Annotated in this window: 20 protein-coding genes, 3 tRNA genes and 1 other RNA gene; 8 read left to right on the top strand and 16 right to left on the bottom strand. The window is 61.0% G+C overall.

Translation table 11 applies throughout. The features are described 5' to 3' along the window. Positions 1–54: 54 nt before the first annotated feature. The 4 genes from J2T55_RS01910 to orn all read right to left on the bottom strand — a co-directional run bounded on the left by J2T55_RS01910 (position 55) and on the right by orn (position 4,084). A complete protein-coding gene (locus tag J2T55_RS01910) occupies positions 55–1,380 on the bottom strand; it encodes an N-acetylmuramoyl-L-alanine amidase (protein ID WP_259053903.1) in 1,326 nt (441 codons plus the stop codon). 165 nt (positions 1,381–1,545) lie between these two features. Then, complete coding sequence (tsaE, locus tag J2T55_RS01905; RefSeq protein WP_259053902.1) at positions 1,546–1,998, bottom strand: tRNA (adenosine(37)-N6)-threonylcarbamoyltransferase complex ATPase subunit type 1 TsaE; 453 nt, start codon at positions 1,996–1,998, stop codon at positions 1,546–1,548. Then, positions 1,998–3,527, bottom strand: coding sequence for an NAD(P)H-hydrate dehydratase (locus tag J2T55_RS01900; RefSeq protein ID WP_259053899.1), 1,530 nt, complete (start codon positions 3,525–3,527; stop codon positions 1,998–2,000). The genes tsaE and J2T55_RS01900 overlap by 1 nt, the downstream gene beginning before the upstream one ends. A 17-nt stretch (positions 3,528–3,544) precedes the next feature. Continuing rightward, positions 3,545–4,084, bottom strand: a complete 540-nt coding sequence (gene orn, locus J2T55_RS01895) for an oligoribonuclease (protein WP_259053898.1) — start codon at positions 4,082–4,084, stop codon at positions 3,545–3,547. A 276-nt stretch (positions 4,085–4,360) separates the two neighbouring features. On the opposite strand from orn, the gene J2T55_RS01890 reads away from it, so the two are divergent. The 4 genes from J2T55_RS01890 to J2T55_RS01875 all read left to right on the top strand — a co-directional run bounded on the left by J2T55_RS01890 (position 4,361) and on the right by J2T55_RS01875 (position 8,353). Continuing rightward, entirely contained in the window at positions 4,361–4,642 is a 282-nt protein-coding gene (locus J2T55_RS01890; protein ID WP_259053897.1) for a hypothetical protein, read from the top strand. A gap of 72 nt (positions 4,643–4,714) precedes the next feature. Continuing rightward, complete coding sequence (locus J2T55_RS01885) at positions 4,715–5,161, top strand: hypothetical protein (protein WP_259053896.1); 447 nt, start codon at positions 4,715–4,717, stop codon at positions 5,159–5,161. A gap of 36 nt (positions 5,162–5,197) precedes the next feature. Then, on the top strand, positions 5,198–6,448 hold the full coding sequence (locus J2T55_RS01880; RefSeq protein ID WP_259053895.1) for a M48 family metallopeptidase: 1,251 nt from the start codon (positions 5,198–5,200) through the stop codon (positions 6,446–6,448). A 96-nt stretch (positions 6,449–6,544) separates the two neighbouring features. Continuing rightward, positions 6,545–8,353: an SLC13 family permease gene (locus J2T55_RS01875; RefSeq protein ID WP_259053894.1), complete on the top strand. Its 1,809-nt coding sequence runs from the start codon at positions 6,545–6,547 to the stop codon at positions 8,351–8,353. Between the two features lie 21 nt (positions 8,354–8,374). On the opposite strand, the gene J2T55_RS01870 is transcribed toward J2T55_RS01875, so the two are convergent. The 12 genes from J2T55_RS01870 to J2T55_RS01815 form a co-directional block, all read right to left on the bottom strand. Further along, positions 8,375–8,743, bottom strand: coding sequence for a DUF202 domain-containing protein (locus J2T55_RS01870; RefSeq protein WP_259053893.1), 369 nt, complete (start codon positions 8,741–8,743; stop codon positions 8,375–8,377). Positions 8,744–8,828: 85 nt separating this feature from the next. Beyond that, positions 8,829–10,706, bottom strand: a complete 1,878-nt coding sequence (locus J2T55_RS01865) for a lytic transglycosylase domain-containing protein (protein WP_259053892.1) — start codon at positions 10,704–10,706, stop codon at positions 8,829–8,831. A 61-nt stretch (positions 10,707–10,767) separates the two neighbouring features. Further along, positions 10,768–11,652, bottom strand: coding sequence for an HAD family hydrolase (locus J2T55_RS01860; RefSeq protein ID WP_259053889.1), 885 nt, complete (start codon positions 11,650–11,652; stop codon positions 10,768–10,770). Next, positions 11,649–12,248, bottom strand: a complete 600-nt coding sequence (recR, locus tag J2T55_RS01855; RefSeq protein WP_259053887.1) for a recombination mediator RecR — start codon at positions 12,246–12,248, stop codon at positions 11,649–11,651. Before recR ends, J2T55_RS01860 begins: the two co-directional genes overlap by 4 nt. A 139-nt stretch (positions 12,249–12,387) precedes the next feature. Then, on the bottom strand, positions 12,388–12,711 hold the full coding sequence (locus J2T55_RS01850; protein ID WP_259053886.1) for a YbaB/EbfC family nucleoid-associated protein: 324 nt from the start codon (positions 12,709–12,711) through the stop codon (positions 12,388–12,390). A 30-nt stretch (positions 12,712–12,741) separates the two neighbouring features. Continuing rightward, complete coding sequence (gene dnaX, locus J2T55_RS01845) at positions 12,742–14,406, bottom strand: DNA polymerase III subunit gamma/tau (protein ID WP_259053885.1); 1,665 nt, start codon at positions 14,404–14,406, stop codon at positions 12,742–12,744. 123 nt (positions 14,407–14,529) lie between these two features. Beyond that, an RNA gene (gene ffs / locus J2T55_RS01840) (signal recognition particle sRNA small type) lies at positions 14,530–14,623 on the bottom strand. A gap of 133 nt (positions 14,624–14,756) precedes the next feature. Then, a complete protein-coding gene (locus J2T55_RS01835; RefSeq protein ID WP_259053884.1) occupies positions 14,757–15,251 on the bottom strand; it encodes an FKBP-type peptidyl-prolyl cis-trans isomerase in 495 nt (164 codons plus the stop codon). A 115-nt stretch (positions 15,252–15,366) separates the two neighbouring features. Then, entirely contained in the window at positions 15,367–16,803 is a 1,437-nt protein-coding gene (gene mltF / locus J2T55_RS01830) for a membrane-bound lytic murein transglycosylase MltF (RefSeq protein ID WP_259053883.1), read from the bottom strand. A 15-nt stretch (positions 16,804–16,818) separates the two neighbouring features. Then, on the bottom strand, positions 16,819–17,466 hold the full coding sequence (locus J2T55_RS01825; RefSeq protein WP_259053882.1) for a 4'-phosphopantetheinyl transferase family protein: 648 nt from the start codon (positions 17,464–17,466) through the stop codon (positions 16,819–16,821). 228 nt (positions 17,467–17,694) lie between these two features. Then, positions 17,695–17,770 (bottom strand) — tRNA-Arg (locus J2T55_RS01820). 50 nt (positions 17,771–17,820) lie between these two features. Continuing rightward, a tRNA-Ala gene (locus J2T55_RS01815) sits at positions 17,821–17,896 on the bottom strand. 77 nt (positions 17,897–17,973) lie between these two features. Here J2T55_RS01815 and J2T55_RS01810 point away from each other — a divergent pair. The 4 genes from J2T55_RS01810 to J2T55_RS01795 all read left to right on the top strand — a co-directional run bounded on the left by J2T55_RS01810 (position 17,974) and on the right by J2T55_RS01795 (position 20,098). After that, the gene (locus J2T55_RS01810; protein WP_259053881.1) at positions 17,974–18,690 is read left to right on the top strand and encodes a TIGR04283 family arsenosugar biosynthesis glycosyltransferase; all 717 of its coding nucleotides are present in this window, start codon (positions 17,974–17,976) and stop codon (positions 18,688–18,690) included. Between the two features lie 10 nt (positions 18,691–18,700). After that, a complete protein-coding gene (locus J2T55_RS01805) occupies positions 18,701–19,336 on the top strand; it encodes a TIGR04282 family arsenosugar biosynthesis glycosyltransferase (RefSeq protein WP_259053880.1) in 636 nt (211 codons plus the stop codon). A 50-nt stretch (positions 19,337–19,386) separates the two neighbouring features. Further along, positions 19,387–19,479: transfer RNA gene (locus J2T55_RS01800), tRNA-Ser, on the top strand. Between the two features lie 214 nt (positions 19,480–19,693). Beyond that, entirely contained in the window at positions 19,694–20,098 is a 405-nt protein-coding gene (locus J2T55_RS01795; RefSeq protein ID WP_259053879.1) for a hypothetical protein, read from the top strand. Positions 20,099–20,101 lie beyond the last annotated feature (3 nt).

Here is a 20,101-nt window from a genome sequence, read left to right as displayed (position 1 = left end):
ACAACGTCGCAACATCGGTCTATGATAAGCCAGCCGCCGGCGCGGGGCACGGAACTAACTGTCGCTGTCGCCCGGGATGACCAGCACCTGGCCGACCTGGATGCGATCGCCTTTCAGGCCGTTGGATTGTTTAAGCTTGTCCTGGCTGACGCTGTATTGCTGGGCGATGGTCGACAGCGTATCGCCGCGGCTTATGGTGTGACGCCGTACCTTCTCGCGGGCGGCCAGCAGCGTACCCTCCGGTGCGTGATCGGCGAAATACTGGCGCAGACCGCGCAGTATGGCATCGGCGAGCCGATTCTGGTGACCGGCATCGCGCAACTTGCGCTCTTCATCCGGGTTGGAAATGAACGCGGTTTCCACCAGTACCGATGGAATATCCGGCGCCTTCAGCACCAGGAAGCCGGCCGACTGCACGTCGCGGCGGTGCAGCTTGCCGGTACTGCCGAGTCCCTGGATCAGACGTTCGGCCACGTCGATACTCGCTTCCAGCGTGCCGGTCTGTGACAGATCGAGCAGTACTTCCTTGAGCACGTCATCCTTGTCATTCAGGCTGATACCGCCGATCTGGTCGGCGGCATTTTCCTGTTTCGCGAGCCAGCGTGCTGCCTCGCTGCTGGCGCCATCCTGTGACAGCACATAAACCGACGAACCATGCACACGCCGATCACGGAAAGCGTCGGCGTGGATGGATATGAACAGATCGGCATGATGCTCGCGTGCAATCTCGATGCGCCGGCGCAGCGGCAGGAAATAATCGCCGTCACGGGTTAGTATCGCGCGCATACCCGCCTCGCGGTTGACCTTGGCGGCCAGACGCTTGGCGATATCCATCACGACCTTTTTCTCATGCGTGCCGAGGGAACCGATGGCACCCGGATCCTCGCCGCCATGGCCGGCATCGATGGCGACGATGACATCGCGCATCGACTCGCTGCGCGCGGCCACCGATTTCGCCGGTGCCTGCGGGCTGCCGACCGTCTTGTTACCGTCGGCGGGAAAGACATCGACCACCAGACGGTGGCCATAGCGCTCGTTGGGCTTGAGCTGAAAGGTCTTGCTGGTAACGTCACGCTTGAGATCCAGTACCACCCGCAGATCGTTGCCATTGCGAATGCCGCTGCGCAGACTTTTCAGATAGCGGTCGTCGGCATCCGGCTGGTCCGGCTGCTCGGCCAGCCGCGCCTGCTCCAGGTCGATGACCAGGCGCTGCGGATCGTCGAGTTCCAGCAATTCGTGCTCAACCGGCGCACTCAGGTCGAAGACGATGCGGGTGTTGTCCGGCGCCGCCCAGACACGCACGCCCTGCACCTCGACCTGGGCACTGGCCTGCAGGCTGGGTACGAGCAATAGTACTAGGCTGGCGATAATGGCGCGCATAACAGTTCCAGTTAGGTAGATCCTTATATTTTATTAGCCTTTATTTGTTAATTTTCAAGTCTAATAAAGATTTTTTCCATACCTTCTTGTTTTAATTATAGTATCAACGCCTGAAAAAAGCCCAGTGGCAATCCGGGCAAAGTCGCCCGGGCAGCGGTTTTTTGCTCAAAATTTGAACGATTTCAACAAACTGACACCGTTATCGGTGCCCGCCGCCAAGTTGACGCGACGACCCTGCGGCGTCACCTCGATGCGGACGTCGATATCCGCGGCCGGCAGCAGGCCGGCAGCCTGCTCGGGCCACTCGATCAGGCACACGCTACCGGCGTCGAGATAGTCGCGAAATCCCAGCATTTCCAGGGCTTCCGGATCCTCCAGCCGGTACAAATCGAAATGATAGAACTGCCGCCCGGCGACCGCGTACGGTTCCACCAGGGTGTAGGTCGGACTCTTGATGGCGCCCGTGACGCCTACGGCACGCAGGAAGCCACGCACCAGCGTGGTCTTGCCGGCGCCCAGCGGCCCGTGCAGCTGGATCATGACGGCCGCCGGACAGGCCGCCGCCAGGGCGCCGCCGCAGGCCTCCATCGCCGCGCTGTCGTCCAGCGAATAATTCATCAGTCCTGGTGCAGATCCGGGTTGGCCAGGCGGCGCAGCGGCCGGAAAAGATCGCTCGCCAGCAGGCCGCGTTCACCGCCACCGGCGGCCGCCGTGTCCGCTGCCGCGGCGTGCAGACAAACACCGAGCGCGCCGGTCTCCGCCAGCGTCAGCGTATGCGGATAGAACTGTGCCAGCAGGCCGGCGAGCACGCCGCTGAGTACATCGCCCATACCACCACTGGCCATGCCCGGATTGCCGTCACTGCACAATACCGGGCTGGCATCCCCGGCGCCGATCAGCGTACCGCTGCCTTTGAGGACCGCCGCGCCGCCGTAGCGCGCGGTCAGTTGCGCCAGCGCCGCCAGCCGATCCGCCTGCACCGAGGCAGTGTCCGTATCCAGCAGCCGTGCCGCCTCACCGGGGTGGGGTGTCAGCAGCCAGTTGTCGCGCCGCAGTGGCTCACCGGCGAGCAGGTTCAGGGCGTCGGCGTCCACCACCAGCGGTAACGGGCTGTCCAGCACTGCGCCCAGCAGCCCCAGCGCCCAGTCACTGCGTCCCAGGCCGGGACCCACCGCGACAACGCTGGCACGCGCCAGTAACGGGCCCAGTGCAGACGGCTCATCGACCGCGTGCACCATCAGTTCCGGGCGCTGCTGGACGATGACCGCGGCATGCTGCGGCCGCGTCGCCACCGATACCAGCCCGGCGCCGCTGCGCGCGGCCGCTTCGGCGGCCATGCGCGCGGCACCGGCGTAGCCGGCCTCGCCGCCGATCACCAGCACGTGACCGAAGTGACCCTTGTGGGCATTTGCCCGGCGCGGCGCCAGGATCGGTGCCAGGCTGGCGTAGTCGCGACGCCAGGCCGCCACGTCGACACCCTGATAAACCGCCGCCGGCACACCAAGATCGGCAAAGTGCAGACGCCCGCAAATAGCCCGGCCCGCGCCGGTCAGCAAACCGACCTTCATGCCGATGAAGGTCACCGTCAGCGCCGCATCCACGGCCCGGCCCAGTATGCGGCCGCTGTCGGCGTGCAGACCGCTGGGGATATCGACTGCCAGCACCGGCGCGGCAGCGGCGTTGACCGCGGCTATCCAGTCGCCCAGTTCGCCGCGCACCTCGCGATCCAGACCGGTACCGAGCAGAGCGTCTACGATCACATCGGCCGCCGCCAGCTCGGCCGTGCTGAACGGCCGCACCGGTACGCCGGCGGCCATGGCCGCATTCCAGGCCTGACGCGCGGCGCCGTGCAGATCTGTCGCGGCCGCCTTGCTGATCAGGCGCACATCGAGCCCGTCAGCCTGCGCCAGCCGTGCGATCACGAAACCGTCGCCGCCGTTATTGCCGCCGCCGCACAGGACGGTGATGCAGCGTGCCTCCGGCCAGGCCTGGCGCAACTGCGTGTAGGCGGCCGCGCCGGCACGTTCCATCAGCTCACTGCCGGGAATGCCGTGGTCTTCAATCGCGCGGCGATCCAGCTCGCGAACCGCGGCGGCGGTATAGAGCCGCTCGGGCAGTTCGGTGTCGTAATCGATCGTCGCGTGCATGTTGGGGCGGTCCTGTTCTAGCTGAAGAAGTGCTCGCGGTAGAATCTGAGCTCGTTGATCGAATCGCGTACGTCATCCAGCGCCAGGTGCGAGGAATCCTTGTCAAACTGCGGTCGCTGCGGCGCCCAGCGCCGGTAAAGCTCCTTGACCGTGCTGACATCGAGATTGCGGTAATGAAAGTAGGCCTCGAGCCCCGGCATCAGGCGATGCATGAAACGTCGATCCTGGCAAATGCTGTTGCCGCACATGGGCGAGGTATTGGCCGGCACATGGGTACTGACGAATTCCAGGGTCAGGCGTTCAGCCTCCGCCGTAGTATAGCGGCTGGCACGGACACGCTCGGTGAGGCCGGATTTCCCGTGCTGATTCGTATTCCACTCATCCATGCCCGCCAGTACGCTATCGGGTTGGTGAATGGCAATAGCCGGCCCCTCCGCCAGTATCTCGAGTTCACTGCTGGTCACTATCGTGGCGATCTCGATAATCGCGTCGTTGATCGTATCGAGGCCGGTCATTTCCAGATCGATCCAGATCAGGTTGCCGCTGTCCTGTGCCATGGCCGTATTCTGCTCCCTGTGACTGTATCTAATGCATGTTAAATTATTGCCGCAACGCTGTCGTGTCCGCCACACCCCTCTCACTCATGGGGTAAACCGTCCCCGGCATCCGACAGAAAATGGAACGCGAACACGCGCTTACTGTCCGAAGTAGATAACTCCCTGATCATGCCGGAAAGCGTGGCGCCGTGATCCGGTATCTGTCGATCACAGTCAGCGCTATCGATATCGCCGGCTATTTCGGGATAACTGTCTTAAAGCTGAAAGGAGGCTAAAATGGCAACAAGTGAAAGTTCAAACAAGGAACAACAGGATCTGCAGGAGCAGCTGAACGCCCTGCGCAATGATTTCTCCGAAATCACCCAGACGGTACGCGAGATATCAGCCAACCGGGCCCACCAGGGCCAGGAGAAGCTGCGCGAAACGGCCGACCGGACCCGCGCCCAGGTCCGTGAGTCCCTGCACAGCGTCCAGGGTGAAATCGAGCAGCGGCCCTATGCCAGCATGGCGGCAGCATTCGGCGTCGGCCTGCTGCTCGGCAAGCTGCTCGACCGCTGAAGCGGTTTTTAGTGAAAAACTAATGCCCGCATAAGGGAATTCAATAGCAACACAGGGAGGTGTTCATTTAGTATGGGAAGCATGAATTGGCGCGATAAAATCCAGATACGCACACTGGCCTACACCAGCATCGCCGTCCTGTCTGTCTGTGCCATCGTTTTTTTCGGTATTGCCGGCTATTTCGTGCTGGCCGAGTACTATTCGCCTGCAGTCGCCGCGGTACTGACCGCATCAGGCTTCCTGCTGGTAGCCCTGATCGTTTTTATCGCTGCACGGCTTATAACCCGTAAACGCAATAAAAGCCACAACCGCAGGCCGCAACCGGCAGACGATCTGGAAGTGGCGCTGGCCGCGAGCATAGAACCGGTCATCGGCGACTGGATCCGGCGCAACCCCGGCAGTGCCACGGCGGTCGGGCTGCTGCTCGGTGTCGCCGCTGGCTACAGCGATTCCATGCGCCGCGTATTACAGGATACCTACAAGCGCTATACGGACGATCACGGCCAGGATGGCGACTGAGCCGGTATTTTCACTTTCAAGCCATAGCCAATCACCATGACTTTCAATACCTGGACCTGGATCTTCCTGCTTGCCCTGGCCGGCAGTGTCGTTATTCATTTTCTGCTGAGCCGGCGCCATATCCGCCACGTCAGCGTTCACCGCAGCCAAGTGCCGGAAGATTTTGCCGACCGGGTCTCGCTGGCCGATCACCAGAAGGCAGCCGACTACTCGCTGGCGAAAGTACGTCTGCGGCTGGTTGACTATGTCATTTCCGTAGTGCTGTTGCTGATCTGGACACTGGGCGGCGGGCTCGACTTGCTCGACAGTGTCTGGCGCAGCAGCGGGCTGGACGGCCTGTGGCTGGGCGTTGGCTTCATGCTCAGCGCGTTCGCCATCTCGTCGCTGCTGGATCTGCCATCCGATATTTACCGCACGTTCGTCATGGAGGAGCGTTTCGGTTTCAACAAGATGACGCCGGCCACTTTCGTTTCGGATATTGCCAAGAACAGCCTGGTCTTTCTGGTGATCGGAATACCGCTGCTGGCACTGGTCCTGTGGATCATGCAAAGCACCGGCAGCTGGTGGTGGTTGTACGTGTGGTTGACCTGGCTGGGTTTCAGTGTGCTGATGATGTGGGCCTATCCGGCGTTCATCGCGCCGCTGTTCAACAAATTCCGGCCGCTGGAGGACGCGGCACTGCGCGATCGCATTCTGCGCCTGCTTGAACGCAACGGTTTCGAGAGCAACGGCATTTTCGTCATGGACGGTTCGGCGCGCTCGACCCACGGCAATGCCTATTTCACCGGCCTCGGTTCCAACAAGCGCATCGTCTTTTTCGACACCCTGCTCAACGAGCTCACTCACGAGGAGATCGAGGCCGTCCTGGCCCACGAACTCGGTCATTTCAAATGCCAGCATATCGTCAAGCGCATGAGCATTCTGGCCGCCATCAGCCTCGCCGGCCTGGCGCTGCTCGGCTGGGTCATCAATACGGACTGGTTCTACAGCGGCCTCGGCATCGAGCAGCCATCGACCTATATGGCGCTGACCCTGTTCATGATGATTTCACCGGTCTTCATGTTTTACCTGCAGCCGGTGTTTTCCCATATCTCGCGCCAGCACGAATTCGAGGCGGATGATTTCGCCGCCGGCCAGGCCCATACGCGCAACCTGATTAACGCACTGGTCAAGCTGTTCAAGGGTAATGCCAATACCCTGACACCGGATCCGTTGTATTCGGCGTTCCATGATTCACATCCGCCGGCACCGATCCGGATTGCACACCTGGAATCCAAACCGGCCTGAGGCCATGTCTTACTGACACCGGTAATAAAGCGTGTCAGACACGGACGCTCTTTCAGCCAGTAACCAGCGTGGGTCACGATACCTGATCGAATAACGATGACAGCGTCCCAGATCACCATCATCGTTATTCTGTCAGCCACCATTGTCCTGTTTCTCTGGGGACGCTGGCGCCACGATATCATCGCCGGCGGTGCGCTGCTGGCCTGTGTCCTCAGCGGACTGGTCCCGGCTGCCGGCGCATTCACCGGTTTCAGTCACCCGGCGGTTATCACTGTCGCCTGCGTCCTGATCATGAGCCACGCCCTGCAGACCTCGGGCGTAGTGGATCTGCTGACCCGCAAACTCCCGGCGGACATGGGACCGTTCATGGCGGTCGCCCTGCTGACAATACTCGCCGGTGTACTGTCGAGTTTCATGAATAACGTCGGCGCCCTGGCCCTGTTGATGCCGCTGGCCCTGCAGACCGCCCAGCGCCAGAAACTGGCGGCCGGTACCATGCTCATGCCGGTGGCCTTCGGCTCTATTCTCGGCGGCATGACCACCCTCATCGGTACGCCGCCCAACCTGATCGTTGCCGGCTTCCGCGCCGATGCCGGTCAACCCGCCTTCGGCATGTTCGATTTCACCCCGGTCGGTATCGTCGTCGCCGTCAGCGGCATCGCCCTTATTGTCCTAGGCGGCTGGCGACTGGTGCCGGCCCGCGAGCGCACGGACACGGACAGCTTCAAGACCGACACCTACCTCACCGAGGCGCGCATTCCCGAGGACAGCAAGGCCGATGGTCTGAGCCTTTATGAAATCGAGGCCGCCCTCGACGAGGCCGATGCCCAGGTGATCGGCCTGGTACGCGGCGATATGCGACTACCGGCCGCCAACCCGAGCCGCAAGGCGCAAAGCGGCGACATTCTGATCATCGAGGCGGAACCGGAAGCGTTGACAGCCGCCCTGTCCAGTCTCGACCTGAAACTGGTCGGCGAAGATGAAAACAGAGACAAGGATGGAAATGACAAGAAGGATGAGGCTGATAAAAAACCGGCGATCGAGTCCGACGAGATCAAGCTGGCCGAACTCGCAGTACTGCCGGATTCCAGGCTGGCCGGCCGTTCCATTACCGACATCCAGCTACGCAGCCGGTTTGGTATCAACCTGCTGGCGGTATCACGCCAGGGCCAGCGTTCCATGTCCAGGCTGCATTCGATGAGCCTCAGGCCCGGCGATGTATTGCTGATGCAGGGCGCGCCGGAAACACTGATGGAATTCGCCGAACATTTTGGCTGTGTACCCTTGGCCGAAAGAAATCTGCGTCTGCCCGACAAGCGCCGGGCAATCACCAGCACGGTCATCATGGCTGCCGCGGTTGCTGCCGCTGCCACGGGTCTACTGCCCACGGCAATCGCCTTTGCGCTTGCCGTGCTTGTGGCAGTCATCAGCCAGGCCCTGCCCGCCCGGAATCTTTATGAAGCCATAGACTGGCCGGTCATCGTACTACTGGCAGCACTGCTTCCGGTTGCCGGTGCCGTTACCAGCACCGGTACCGCCGATCTGCTGGCGCGACTGGTGGTCGACGCCACGGGCACTAACAGTATCATGGTGACACTGGCGGTACTGATGGTCATCACGATGATCCTGTCTGACTTCATGAACAATGCCGCCACCGCCGCTGTCATGTGTCCAATCGCCATCAGTATCGCGAGCGGCCTGAACAGCAGCATGGATCCGTTCCTGATGGCGGTAGCGGTCGGCGCTTCATGTGCCTTCCTGACGCCAATCGGCCACCAGAATAATACGCTGATCCTCGGACCGGGCGGCTTCCGCTTCGGCGATTACTGGCGCCTGGGATTGCCGCTGGAAATCATGATCGTCATTATCGCGACGCCGCTGATACTCTGGATCTGGCCGGTCTAGTCACCATGCGGCTGCGGCTGTTCACTCCTTTGTCTCCGAACTCGCAGCATCCGCCTCGGTAAGCTTGTCCTCCAGTGGATGTTCATGCCCGCCGGTCTGGCTTTCCAGCGCCGCACGCAGCAACCGGTCAGTGTGCAGGTAACGCCGCCAGCCTATGGCCATGGTGACAACTGCGGCGGCGAGAAAGGCCCAGCCAATAACATTCAGCAGGAAAGAATCGAAGAACTTCAGGCAGGAGCCACCGATAATGACCTGCGCCAGGGCGGTACGCCCGTAGGCCAGCAGGGTACGTTCGTTGGAAAGAATGGTCCGATCGATGGCCAGGTAATCGTTCAGGCTCAGCGAGTGGTTCCTGAACCTGGCGTAAGGGTTGTGACTTTTTTTTAGCATAAGCTTTCAGCTTGGGCCATGGGGTAATATTGCATCATTGTAATGAACAGCAAAACACATCGGTTAGTAGAGAAAAAGTTGCTGCTCACCCTGTATAACACTCCGCGACGACCAGCGGATCACCCTCACGCACTTTCTGATACTTATGCCAGAACGACTGGTCGATCCGCTTGAGCGAAGCCCTGACGTTATCGCGTCGATAGCGATCGCGGTGTGAGGGACCACCGTTGTATATAGCGTAGGTCGCGCGCACGAGGTTATCCATGCCGCCTTCATGCTCATGTTCCTTATGGGCGATGGCGTAATCGACCAGGTAGTGATGCACGATCTCCGCACCGGCCATGGCGTTATAACCGACGTCATGCTGCAAAGCGTCGAGTTCATAGAAGCCGCGCCAGACATGCTGGTTGACCTGCATGATACCGACGGCACCGGCGTTTGAACGGATCGGTCTGACTTCACCCGCCTGCTTTACATACTGGCGCCAGCAGCTCTCCTGCCAGGCGATAGCCAGAACCAGTGGCCGGAAAAGGGTTTTGTAGCGCTGTGCCAGTTCGTGCCGGTTCAGGGTCGCACCGACGACCCGATCCAGCAGTTCCTGCACCAGCGGCAGGTATTCATCGAGTACCTGCAATGTGGGTGCCCAACCGTTGAGACGTTCCACCAGTTCCACATAATGGCTGTCCTGCAGTACCAGCATGGGACGCACCGCCAACATGTAGCCGCCCAGTCCACTCACGGCCCGCGCTTCTGGGTCATCGGCGCGCGACTCTGGTGGCGGTAAAGCGGACGGCAGGCGTGGCAAAGGCGGGCCAAAACCGAAGATCGTACGCAACTGCGGATCGACGTCCGTACTGTATTGCAACAGTTCAGCGCCGACGTCGGGATTGGCCAGTCGTGCCAGACGGCGCAGGGCATCGGCGTTGAGGGTCAAACCGGTCTGACCCTCGATCGACTCTATGGTGGCCAGCATGTCAGCGGCTGCCATGAAAGTCAGGTAGTGCATTGCCGATTCTGCCGGCAACTGCGCGCTCAGATCCTGTAGCACGGGTTCCAGTCGTTGCCAGGTTTTTACGAACAGATCGGTCAGCGAGCGCGTATCCGCGTTGGGCCGGGTCAGGACCGGCAACAGGTCACGCCGTGCTTCAATCAACACCGCCAGCAGTTCGGCGCGTGTCTGCGCCGAGACGGCCGTCTGCCCGGCCTGGCGAATGAAATGGGTCAGGAAGGCATCCCACTGGCGCCAGCTCTGTTGCCAGCGTTCCAGTTCTGCTGGTGTCAGTACCGGCTCATCGGCCGGCATCGGCACATCGACAAAACCCGGCGGCAAATCCATCTGCAGGGTCAGCGTCAGACGTTCGGCATCGACTGTGGCAGACTGCAATGAAATGCCTTCGAGTATGCGCTGTATCGGTGCCGGTTGCTGCGGATAGACCTGCGGCAGCAGTTGGCGGAGTTCGCCGAGCAACGGGTTGAGGTCTACCTGCAGGCGCTCGAAACGCGTCTGCACGTGCTTCTTGACCCATTTCCAGACTGTGCCGACGACACCGGCCGTTTCGCCATCGGCGGCAAATACGCGTGAGTCGGTAACCCGGAACTGCACGGTGCCGGGCTCGATACCCAGCGCCGGCTGCTGATCCACCTCGACGTAACCCTGCCAGTTCACCACCGACAAACAGCGGCCGGCGATCGCCGTACCGACCTGGGCACTGGCACGCGCCCGGGTGGTGATATGACCGTCCGCGAGACGCGGTTCCGGCTCGGCCAGATCCAGGTAGTTACAGGCCTGGCCGTCCTCCCAGACCCGCAGGCTCGTATCGGCACCGGCAAACACCTGGCGGGCCAGCAACTGTTCGATAAAGGCCGGGCGCAGATTCAGCGGGAATTCCAGGCTGCGTGACTGCGCGGCCAGCGGCGGGGACAGACACCACGACAACAACAAAAGACTGATCAGTCTGATCATAAATCCTCATGTTACTGCCTGACAGTCAACCGGACTGTGTCGGAAACAACAGTTTAGACGATTATATTTCAGCAATATGGTTTTCCACGCGACAGCGGAACAGCTCGCGTTCGTAGGCAATGTTCGCCATAACCGCGGACAGCAGAAGCTTGGTGCGCTTTTCCAGCACACCGTTGTGACGGTAGTCCGCCGGCGCGATGAAATCCGCGCGGCGTGCCTGCAGCAGTTCCCGGCAAACATGCAAGGCACGCTGCGAGTCCGGCTTGTAAACGGCAATGGCGTTGCCGCCGTTCTGCCGCGTCACCGTCATGCTCGGCACGTCCGTATGACCGTCGCCGATATAGATGATGTTACTGAACGGAATCGGCCGCTGGTACTCGGGCATGTGCTCGTTGATGCTTTCGGTCTGGCGTTCACGACCCTTGTTGATACGGAACAGGTACTGGGTCTTCGTGGTATCGGTGATCAACACCTTGGGGAAGGTGGCAACGCCGTGATGATCGTAATGATACTCCGAGGCATAGATCTGTTCGAAGTGGCGGCGAATCGACGTACCCTCGAGAATTTCCCTGAGGCCCGCGGAAATCAGGTAATGGCGGAGCCTGACCTGGCCACGGCCGGCCTTGCGCACGAAACTGTTGAGCCGCTGGAACCAGGTTTCGACGCCGGCAAAATACTCGATCGAGCGTGCCATCTCGGCAAAATCCTTGCGGCCAATATGAATGCGCTTGCGTTCCGCCTCTTCGAGCAGGTGGCGCATGTAAACCAGCATGCCCTCCGCCTGATCGGCTTCCTTTTCCCGGTCCACCGTTTGCCAGAACTGTTTCGCCGGCACGCCTATCTTCGGCAGCACGGTGTATTCCTGCATCGGTTGCGGCGACAGGGTGCCATCGAAATCGTAAACGATGGCGATGGTGTGACGGTTGAAATCCTTCTGCGCGCTCATGTGAAGTCACGACGACCGTTGAGAGCGTGAGTCAGTGTGCTGCTGTCGATATACTCCAGCTCGCCGCCGTACGGCACACCGTAGGCGATGCGGGTGGTACGGATATCACGGGCGCGCACCATTTCACTGATGAAATGCGCCGTGGTCTCGCCCTCGACCGTCAGGTTGGTGGCCAGAATGACTTCCTCGACCTCGCCACTGTCGAGCAGGGTCGCCAGCTGATCCAGGCCCAGTTCCTCCGGACCGATACCGTCCAGCGGCGACAGGTGCCCCATGAGCACGAAAAACCGGCCCTTGTAGCCGGCCTCGTTCATGGCGTAGACATCCGCCGGTGTTTCCACGACACACAGCAGCGTAGGATCGCGGCGCTCCTGGCTGCAGAAATCGCAGATCGTTTTCTCGGTGAGCATGCGACACTGCTGGCAATGGCCGATTTGATCCATTGCGGCAGTTAACCGACCGGCGAGATGGCGGGCACCTTCGCGATCGCGTTCCAGCAGATGGTAGGCAATACGCCGCGCGGACTTCTTGCCGATACCGGGCATACAGCGCAGCGCGTCGACCAGGTCCTCGATAAGGTTATTTGACTGGTTCATGCATGCAGGCGACAGACGGACTGGCCGATCAAGGTAACAGCCAATCGAAAGACTCGATCAAAAAGTTCGGGCATAGTATCGCTAACCGGTGACCACGCGTGTTGTCAGACGGATGGTCCTGGGGACGTCGGCGAACTGACTAGAACGGCATCTTGAAGCCGTCGGGCAACCCCATACCGGCAGTCAGCTCGGACATCTTTTCCTGGCTGGCGGTCTCGACGCGCCGGTTGGCATCGTTCATGGCGGCTGCCAGGAGATCCTCAAGCATGTCCTTGTCGTCGGTCATCAGGCTGGGATCGATCTCGACCCGTTTGACGTCATGCTTGCCGGTCATGGTGACCTTGACCATGCCGGCACCGGCCTCGCCGGTCACCTCGACATTGACCAGTTCTTCCTGCGCCTTCTGCATCTGCTCCTGCATCTGCTGCGCCTGCTTCATCATGTTTCCAATTCCGCCTTTCATCGCATTACCTTCCGTTACTTGATAAAGGGATTATTCGGGCTGGATCGACTGCGGGTCGATCTCGGCATTAAAGGTTTCCATCATCGACTGCACCAGCGGGTCCTGTTCCACCGCCCGAACCGCCTCACGCTGGCGTTCATCAGCCTCGCGCAAACGCACATCCGCCGGTGATTCACGCTCGGTCTTTTCGACCGTGATGACCAGTTTCAGGTCCGGATCCAGATAGTCGCGCAACGCCTGTTGCAGCCTTTCCTGTTGCACGCTGGCGAGCAGCGGCTCGTGTTCCGGCGGCATGATCAATTCCAGCTTCTGGCCGCTGTGCTGTTTCAGCACGCAGTGACTGGCCAGCTGGCGCACCAGGCCGGACAGCTGCATGGCATCGATTGCCTGGCCCCAGTCGTCCGGCTGCAGCGTACCCGCTACAGTCGCCGGTCGCGGCTCGGCCACGGCATCATCCGTGGGCGCGCTCGCCGTATTGTCTGCACCCGCCGGTTTTGCCAGCGCCGCCGACGCTTGCGCCCCGACCGCCGCCGCGGGCGCAGCAGCGCTGGTGGTGGCCTGGCTCACTGCCCGGGTCTGACCGCCACCCGCCGTGCCATCGCTTGCGACGGCGACGGCCGGGCGAAACGCCAGCATACGCACCAGGGTCATCTCGAAGCCGACCTGCGGATCCGGCGTCATCGCCAGATCGCGACGGCCCTGCAACGCGATCTGGTAGTAAAGCTGCACGTCCTCGGGACTCATCTCCTGCGCCAGCGCCTGTAGCCGCTCGCTGTCGACACCGCTTTCCGGATCGCTGCCGGCCACCTGAATGACGGCGATGCGGTACAGGCAATTGCTGATTTCCGCCAACGCGGCGGCGTAGTCGTGCTGGTGTTCGGCTAGGCGCGCGGCGCAGCGCATCAGCCCGGCGGCGTCGGCCTGCGCCAGCTGTTCGAGAATCTCCAGCAGCGCGCCGGCGTCAAGCGTGCCAAGCATCTCCCGCACCGGCGCCTCGGCGAGACTGCCGTTGCCGTAGGCAATCGCCTGGTCGAGCAGACTCAGGCCATCGCGCAGGCTGCCCTCGGCCGACTGCGCAATCAGCCGGCAGGCGGCGGGCTCGTAGCTGAGTGTCTCGGCGTCGAGGATCTTCGTCAGCTGGGACTCGATCTGCGCCGGCGCCAGGTGCTTGAGGTTGAACTGGATGCAGCGTGACAGGATCGTGATCGGAATGCGCTTCGGTTCGGTGGTCGCCAGCAGGAATTTCACATGCGGCGGCGGTTCCTCCAGCGTCTTTAAAAGCGCATTGAAACTGTGCCCGGAAAACATGTGCACCTCGTCGATCAGGTACACCTTGAAGCGGCCGACGCTGGGCGCGTACTGGACGTTGTCCATGAGATCGCGGGTTTCGTCGACCTTGGCACGAGAAGCAGCGTCGACCTCGATCAGATCGACAAAACGACCCTCATCAACACTGCGGCAGGTATCGCACTCACCGCAGGGCGTCGAGCTCACGCCCTGCTCGCAATTCAGGCACTTGGCCAGAATGCGCGCCAGCGTGGTCTTGCCGGTGCCGCGTGTGCCAGTAAACAGGTAGGCGTGGTGCAGGCGGTCACTATCGAGCGCATTCGCCAGCGCCCTGAGCACGTGCTCCTGGCCGACCACGTCTTCAAAACGATGCGGCCGCCATTTGCGGGCCAGAACCTGGTAACTCATGCGTCGCCTCGCGGGACAGGAAACAGCGTCATCGTCATCATCATGCTGAGGCCATCATGCCAGAGACCACGGGTCGAGAGAATCCGGCCGGCAACCGCCACGGAAATATTTAAGGGTGGCGGCCCATACCCGCCCCACACCGGCACCCATTGCAACCGCTACCGCTGCTCCCTTCCGGGCCTGACGGGGTTTACGGCGCAACGCCACCGGGCGGACCGGCACAGGCCACCATTGATCAAAACGGCGTGTAGTTTACCGCAGGCATGGCACTGGCGCACGACGCGCCCGCCGCTTTATTGACAACAAAGCGGCGCGACGCGCGACCTGCAGCAGAAGAGGTTACAGCGTGATCAGGCCTGTGCCTGGCCCGGTTCTTCCTGCTCGCCCGGCATACCCTGCTCGATTTCCTCGGCGGAGGCTTCGCGGACTTTCTCGACGGTCACATCGAAATGCAGCACCTGGCCGGCGAGCGGATGGTTACCATCGATGGTCACGGTGTCGTCGTGCACTTCACTGACGGTGACGCGCTGGGTCTGGCCTTCCGGACCCTGGACACCGAACTGCATGCCCGGCTCGACCTTGTCGACGCCCTGGAATGCCTCGCGCGGCACGCTCTGTACCAGCTCGGGATTGACTTCACCGAAACCTTCCTCCGGCTGTACCGTGACCTGGACCTGTTCGCCCTCGGCCTTGCCGGTCAGCGCCTGTTCCAGGCCCGGAATGATGTTGTTGGCACCGTGCAGATAGACGAGCGGCTCCTGGCCGACCGAGGAATCGAGCTGCTGGCCTTCCTCGTCGGAGAGCGTGTAATGGATGGAAACTGCACAATTTTCATTGACTTGCATTCAATACTCCTTGGCCCGGCAAACAGCCGGGATTCTATTATGGCGATAAAATGATCCTGTCACCCTATCAAAGGCAGCGCAACGGTTCCAACGCCGCAATGTTGCGGTGCCGTACTCAGTCGCTGTGTTCCTCTTCGAGTACGTGACGGTACTCGCGGATCCGCTGAACATAACGGACCGGCTCGGTGCCACGGGCATAGCCGTATTTCAGGTCGGCGTAATAGCGCTTGTCCGCCAGCAACGGCAAGACCTGCTTGATATCGCGCCAGGTGTGCGGGCTGAGCCCCTGACGCCGCGCCAGTGTCTGGGCATCGTGCAGGTGAGCGCGGCCGACATTGTAGGCGGCCAGAGCCAGCCAGGTGCGATCCGGTTCGCTGACCTCGTCGACAAAGCGCTGTTTCATGCGGGCCAGATACTTGGCGCCGCCGAAAATGCTCTGTCGCGGATCGAGGCGATTATCCACGCCCATGGCCTTGGCCGTATTCTGGGTCAGCATCATGATACCGCGTACACCGGTGGGGCTCCTGGCCAGCGCATTCCAGTGTGATTCCTGGTAGCCCTGCGCGGCCAATAGCGTGAACGGCAGATCATGTTCCTGCGCGGCCTTGCGGAAATAGCCACGATACTTTGGAAAGCGCTTGTCGATACGGCGGATGTAGGCGCGTATGTCGACGTAGTCAAACACCTCGAAAAAACCGTAATGACGCTCCTGCCAGGCATCCAGCCGACCGGCATCCTTATACGTCTGCAACCAGTCACCGATTGCCGCTTCCAGATCTCCCGCGGCCTGCGGCATCAGCCAGGCGAGTGACTCCTCGCGGCGCAGGTTCAGCGGCGCGATCAATTCCGGATAATAGCGGCGGTTGATGTCGACAATATTCGAGTCGGCCACCGTGCAATCAAACTCGCCCTGCCAGACCTGGTGCATCAGCTGCTCGGTGTTGGTCGTGTCGTCGGACTCGCTCCAGGCCAGTTCCGGAAACCGTTTCGCCTTGAGCTGTTGCAGGGTCTCGCTGTAACTGCTGTCGGCAATGACGCGAATATCAAGACCGACCAGGTCCCCGAGTTCCTCGGGCTGCACACGGTCACGCCGGCATACCACCTGCTGGGTCACGTCCTGATAGCTGGGTCCAAAACGGAAACGCTGCTGGCGTTCGGGCGTAACCGTCAAGCCGGCGGCGGCCAGGTCCGCCTCACCGCGTGCCAGCGCATCCAGTATCTCACTGACGCTGTCCACCAGCTGATAGTCGATCTCAACACCGAGCTCATCGGCGAATGCCTGCACCAGATCGTGTTCCGGTCCGGCCGGCATGCCATCCTGATCGATATACCAGGTCGTTGGCGCATTGCGCGTCAGTACCTTTAAAGTGCCGGAGTCGCGAATCTCATCCAGATCCCGGACCATGGTTTCCGGTCCGTCATCGGATTCACCGTTCTGGTGCCTATTGCCTGCGTCACCGGCGTCACTACAGGCAGTCGCCATAATAGTGGTAACGATCAGTAACAGCAGCCAGTTGCGGCATGCCTGTCGCTTGCTGCGAAAAATGCGCATACGCCTCCCCCATAGCTATGCCGACGCCGAACGTCGAAAGACACTGGCCTGATAATCGTCATCGGGACAAAACATGATGACATTTGGATGAATGGCATCATTCAAACAGTCTTCGAGCAACGACAGCAAGCCGGAATTTTGCGTTACATTGATATGTTGCAGATGATTCGCCTTGCCCCAGGCTTCATAAAGACACCAGGCACGGTAAAAGTTTTCCGCTGACTGCAACCGTTCGGCAATCCTTTTTGGAAAGATGCGCCGGGCAATAGCCGGCCAGTCGCGTTCAGTCCTGCACAATTCCACGTCGATACCGATCGCGCCCGTCTCGTCGAGGGCCACGGCAACCATATCGTGACTGTGAGTAATACTGGCGTACAGCAAATACCTGCCCGCACTGTCAGCCAGCGCCGGACAACCGTCCGCGCTTTTGACTATGGCCACGTCAGTCTCCATCGCGTACAGACGCTGGTAAAGATACCGCAATAAACCGCGTGCCAGCAGTGATGCCTGGCGGCGATCGGCATGATGATAGTGTGCGACGGCATTGGAATCCGCCGCCGTGGTCAGCGCTTCAACACCTGTACATGCTTGGGCATCACGCCTGCCGAGCCAGGCATAGCCATACCCTGGCCCGGCGCATACGTTCAATGACGGAAAATGCATAGCGCAAGTATCGCATGAATGATGCCAGCGATCCCGGTACGCAGCGATTGATCGCAGAGTGTTCGCCTCATGGCCTGTCGCCCTTGATAAACCGAGAGCTCAAGCAGCAACTAGGGTTATGCCATGAATGAAGCGGTCGAACCGTGTTGTCGATACGGCCGCAGGTTCGAATGGCCAGCTGGAAACCCAATCTTCATTAGGGGAGCTCAAAAGCTCCCCTAATGAAGATGGTGCCCCGGGCAGGATTCGAACCTGCGACCTACGGCTTAGGAGGCCGTCGCTCTATCCCCTGAGCTACCAGGGCGTGGTTTTATCCGGGAGACTCAGGATGGATGATAGCGGATGGAGAGAAATTGGTGGAGCGGAGGAGGATCGAACTCCCGACCTTCGCATTGCGAACGCGACGCTCTCCCAGCTGAGCTACCGCCCCTTCAAGACTGCGCGTATTCTAACGAATACATACCGACATCGCTACAGTCATACCACCACGGCATAATGGCGTTCATCATGCCCGCAGACAGCCGCCCCATGCCCGGTCAACCCGTCGACGATAAGGTTTCCGTAATCATGCCGGTCTTCAATGAGGCGGCCGGCATCGAGGCGGCGCTCCGCGCCCTGCAGCCATTGCGCGAGGCCGGGCACGAGGTCATCGTCGTCGACGGCGACAGCAGCGACGCGACCGTCGAGCGGGCGCAGGGCCTTGCCGATCGGACGCTGGCCGGTGAACGCGGCCGCGCCCGGCAGATGAACGCCGGTGCGGCCGTGGCCCGGCATCCGCTGTTGCTGTTCCTGCACGCGGATACGCAACTGCCACCGACGGCGCTGGAAGATGCCCGCCACGCGCTGGCGACAGGATATCGCTGGGGGCGTTTCGACGTCCGTATCGAACCGGCCGATGGAATCCTGCTGCTAGTTGCAGCCTGCATGAACCTGCGCTCGCGCCTGACCGGTGTAGCCACTGGCGACCAGGCGATTTTCGTTACCCGGCAGGCATTTGCCGCGGTCGGTGGCTACCCGGAGCTCCCCTTGATGGAGGACCTGGCACTGTCGGATCGTCTGAAAAGCATCGGCCCGCCGGCCTGTCTGCGTACGCGCGTGTTAACCTCGGCCCGTCGTTGGCAGCGTCATGGCCGTCTGCGAACGATTCTGATCATGTGGCGCTTGCGCCTGGCCTACCGGCTCGGCGCCGACCCGGCACGGCTGGCGCGCGACTATTATCAATGAGGCAGCGTTCATGAAAGACATCCGCGGCACCCTGCAGGTCTTCAGCAAGCCGCCGGAACCGGGCCAGGCCAAGCGCCGGCTGATCCCGGCCTTGGGCGAGACCGGCGCCGCCGAGCTGTATGAGCGGCTGCTGCGTCACAGCTTGCAAACCGCCACTGGCAGCGGCTTTGCGACGGTCGAACTCTGGTCGACGGATGTCAGCGCCACCAGCATCCGCCGGCTGGCCGGTCATTTCGGCGTACGCCTGCAGCAACAGCAGGGCGACGACCTGGGCCAGCGTATGTCGCGGGCACTGAGTACCGCCCTGTCACGGGCGCGGTTCGCGTTGCTGATGGGCTGCGACTGCCCGGCGCTGACTGTGGCCGATCTGCGTCAGGCGGCCGGCTGGCTGCGCGCCGGCGCCGATGCCGTGCTCGGCCCGGCCAGCGACGGCGGCTATTACCTGATCGGCCTGCGCCGGCCGGTCGTCGGGATCTTTGACGACATGCCCTGGGGCACCGGCAGCGTGCTGGATGAAACCCGGCAGCGCCTGCGCCACGCCGGGCTCGCCTGGCACGAGTTGCCGGAGTACAGCGATATCGACCGGCCCGAAGATCTCGAACGACTGCCGCCGGAGCTTGTCACGGACGGCGTATCCAGTATCTGAAAATTGCGCTACAGCGTTAATTTGTATACGCTCGCGCATCTTGAAAATCTGGAGAGGTGGCCGAGCGGTCGAAGGCGCACGCCTGGAAAGTGTGTAAGGGGTTTATAGCCTCTTCGAGGGTTCGAATCCCTCCCTCTCCGCCAAACAGAAAAAAGGACCCTTGCGGTCCTTTTTTTATGGATCAATGAAGCCGGATTCAAACCCTGAAATCAGCAATATTGGCACGCCCGTTTGCCAACTTTCCGTTATCACTGTCGCCTGCTGCCACGGCCGTGTAATCATATTCACATGTGAACAACCGTTGCCTGGCCTCTGCTCAGAGGGCAGTGATTTACAGAAACGATTCCAGGAGGACCCATGAAACACATTAAACACGGCCTATGGCTATGCTTGCTGATCGCACTGATAGCCTGTTCGCGCCTGCAGCCCATTGAAAATATCGCATCGGAGCCGTTGCCGGCGGGCAGCGAACAGCTCGAACTCGAACAGATCGAAGCGGCGATCATTCGTGCCGGTGCCAAACGCGGCTGGATTCTGCAGGCCGAAGGATCGGGCAAACTGCTGGGCACTTACAGCCCCCGCGATCATATGGCCAAGGTGCGCGTGGAATTCGATCGCCAGCAGTTCTCCATTCATTACGCCGACAGCGACAACCTGCTGCACGAAGGCGAGAAGATTCACCGAAACTACAATCGCTGGGTCAACAATCTGCGTCACGATATTATTGCTGAAGTAGCCGCGCTGGCCGCTACCGGCGACTGAAAC

Source organism: Methylohalomonas lacus, from assembly GCF_024808875.1.
Lineage (GTDB): Bacteria > Pseudomonadota > Gammaproteobacteria > Methylohalomonadales > Methylohalomonadaceae > Methylohalomonas > Methylohalomonas lacus.
The sequence above is the reverse complement of the archived record's forward strand: the minus strand, read 5'-3'. Positions and strand labels throughout refer to the sequence as shown.

Bases quoted from the DNA above. Each gene is read 5' to 3' on its own strand.
- J2T55_RS01870 (WP_259053893.1), bottom strand. From the start codon at position 8,743: ATGCTAAAAAAAAGTCACAACCCTTACGCCAGGTTCAGGAACCACTCG.
- J2T55_RS01825 (WP_259053882.1), bottom strand. From the start codon at position 17,466: ATGCATTTTCCGTCATTGAACGTATGCGCCGGGCCAGGGTATGGCTAT.
- J2T55_RS01810 (WP_259053881.1), top strand. From the start codon at position 17,974: ATGCCCGCAGACAGCCGCCCCATGCCCGGTCAACCCGTCGACGATAAG.
- J2T55_RS01805 (WP_259053880.1), top strand. From the start codon at position 18,701: ATGAAAGACATCCGCGGCACCCTGCAGGTCTTCAGCAAGCCGCCGGAA.
- J2T55_RS01890 (WP_259053897.1), top strand. From the start codon at position 4,361: ATGGCAACAAGTGAAAGTTCAAACAAGGAACAACAGGATCTGCAGGAG.
- J2T55_RS01900 (WP_259053899.1), bottom strand. From the start codon at position 3,527: ATGCACGCGACGATCGATTACGACACCGAACTGCCCGAGCGGCTCTAT.
- J2T55_RS01835 (WP_259053884.1), bottom strand. From the start codon at position 15,251: ATGCAAGTCAATGAAAATTGTGCAGTTTCCATCCATTACACGCTCTCC.
- J2T55_RS01865 (WP_259053892.1), bottom strand. From the start codon at position 10,706: ATGATCAGACTGATCAGTCTTTTGTTGTTGTCGTGGTGTCTGTCCCCG.
- recR (WP_259053887.1), bottom strand. From the start codon at position 12,248: ATGAACCAGTCAAATAACCTTATCGAGGACCTGGTCGACGCGCTGCGC.
- J2T55_RS01880 (WP_259053895.1), top strand. From the start codon at position 5,198: ATGACTTTCAATACCTGGACCTGGATCTTCCTGCTTGCCCTGGCCGGC.
- J2T55_RS01875 (WP_259053894.1), top strand. From the start codon at position 6,545: ATGACAGCGTCCCAGATCACCATCATCGTTATTCTGTCAGCCACCATT.
- tsaE (WP_259053902.1), bottom strand. From the start codon at position 1,998: ATGAATTATTCGCTGGACGACAGCGCGGCGATGGAGGCCTGCGGCGGC.
- J2T55_RS01860 (WP_259053889.1), bottom strand. From the start codon at position 11,652: ATGAGCGCGCAGAAGGATTTCAACCGTCACACCATCGCCATCGTTTAC.
- J2T55_RS01885 (WP_259053896.1), top strand. From the start codon at position 4,715: ATGGGAAGCATGAATTGGCGCGATAAAATCCAGATACGCACACTGGCC.
- mltF (WP_259053883.1), bottom strand. From the start codon at position 16,803: ATGCGCATTTTTCGCAGCAAGCGACAGGCATGCCGCAACTGGCTGCTG.
- J2T55_RS01910 (WP_259053903.1), bottom strand. From the start codon at position 1,380: ATGCGCGCCATTATCGCCAGCCTAGTACTATTGCTCGTACCCAGCCTG.
- J2T55_RS01795 (WP_259053879.1), top strand. From the start codon at position 19,694: ATGAAACACATTAAACACGGCCTATGGCTATGCTTGCTGATCGCACTG.
- J2T55_RS01850 (WP_259053886.1), bottom strand. From the start codon at position 12,711: ATGAAAGGCGGAATTGGAAACATGATGAAGCAGGCGCAGCAGATGCAG.
- dnaX (WP_259053885.1), bottom strand. From the start codon at position 14,406: ATGAGTTACCAGGTTCTGGCCCGCAAATGGCGGCCGCATCGTTTTGAA.
- orn (WP_259053898.1), bottom strand. From the start codon at position 4,084: ATGGCACAGGACAGCGGCAACCTGATCTGGATCGATCTGGAAATGACC.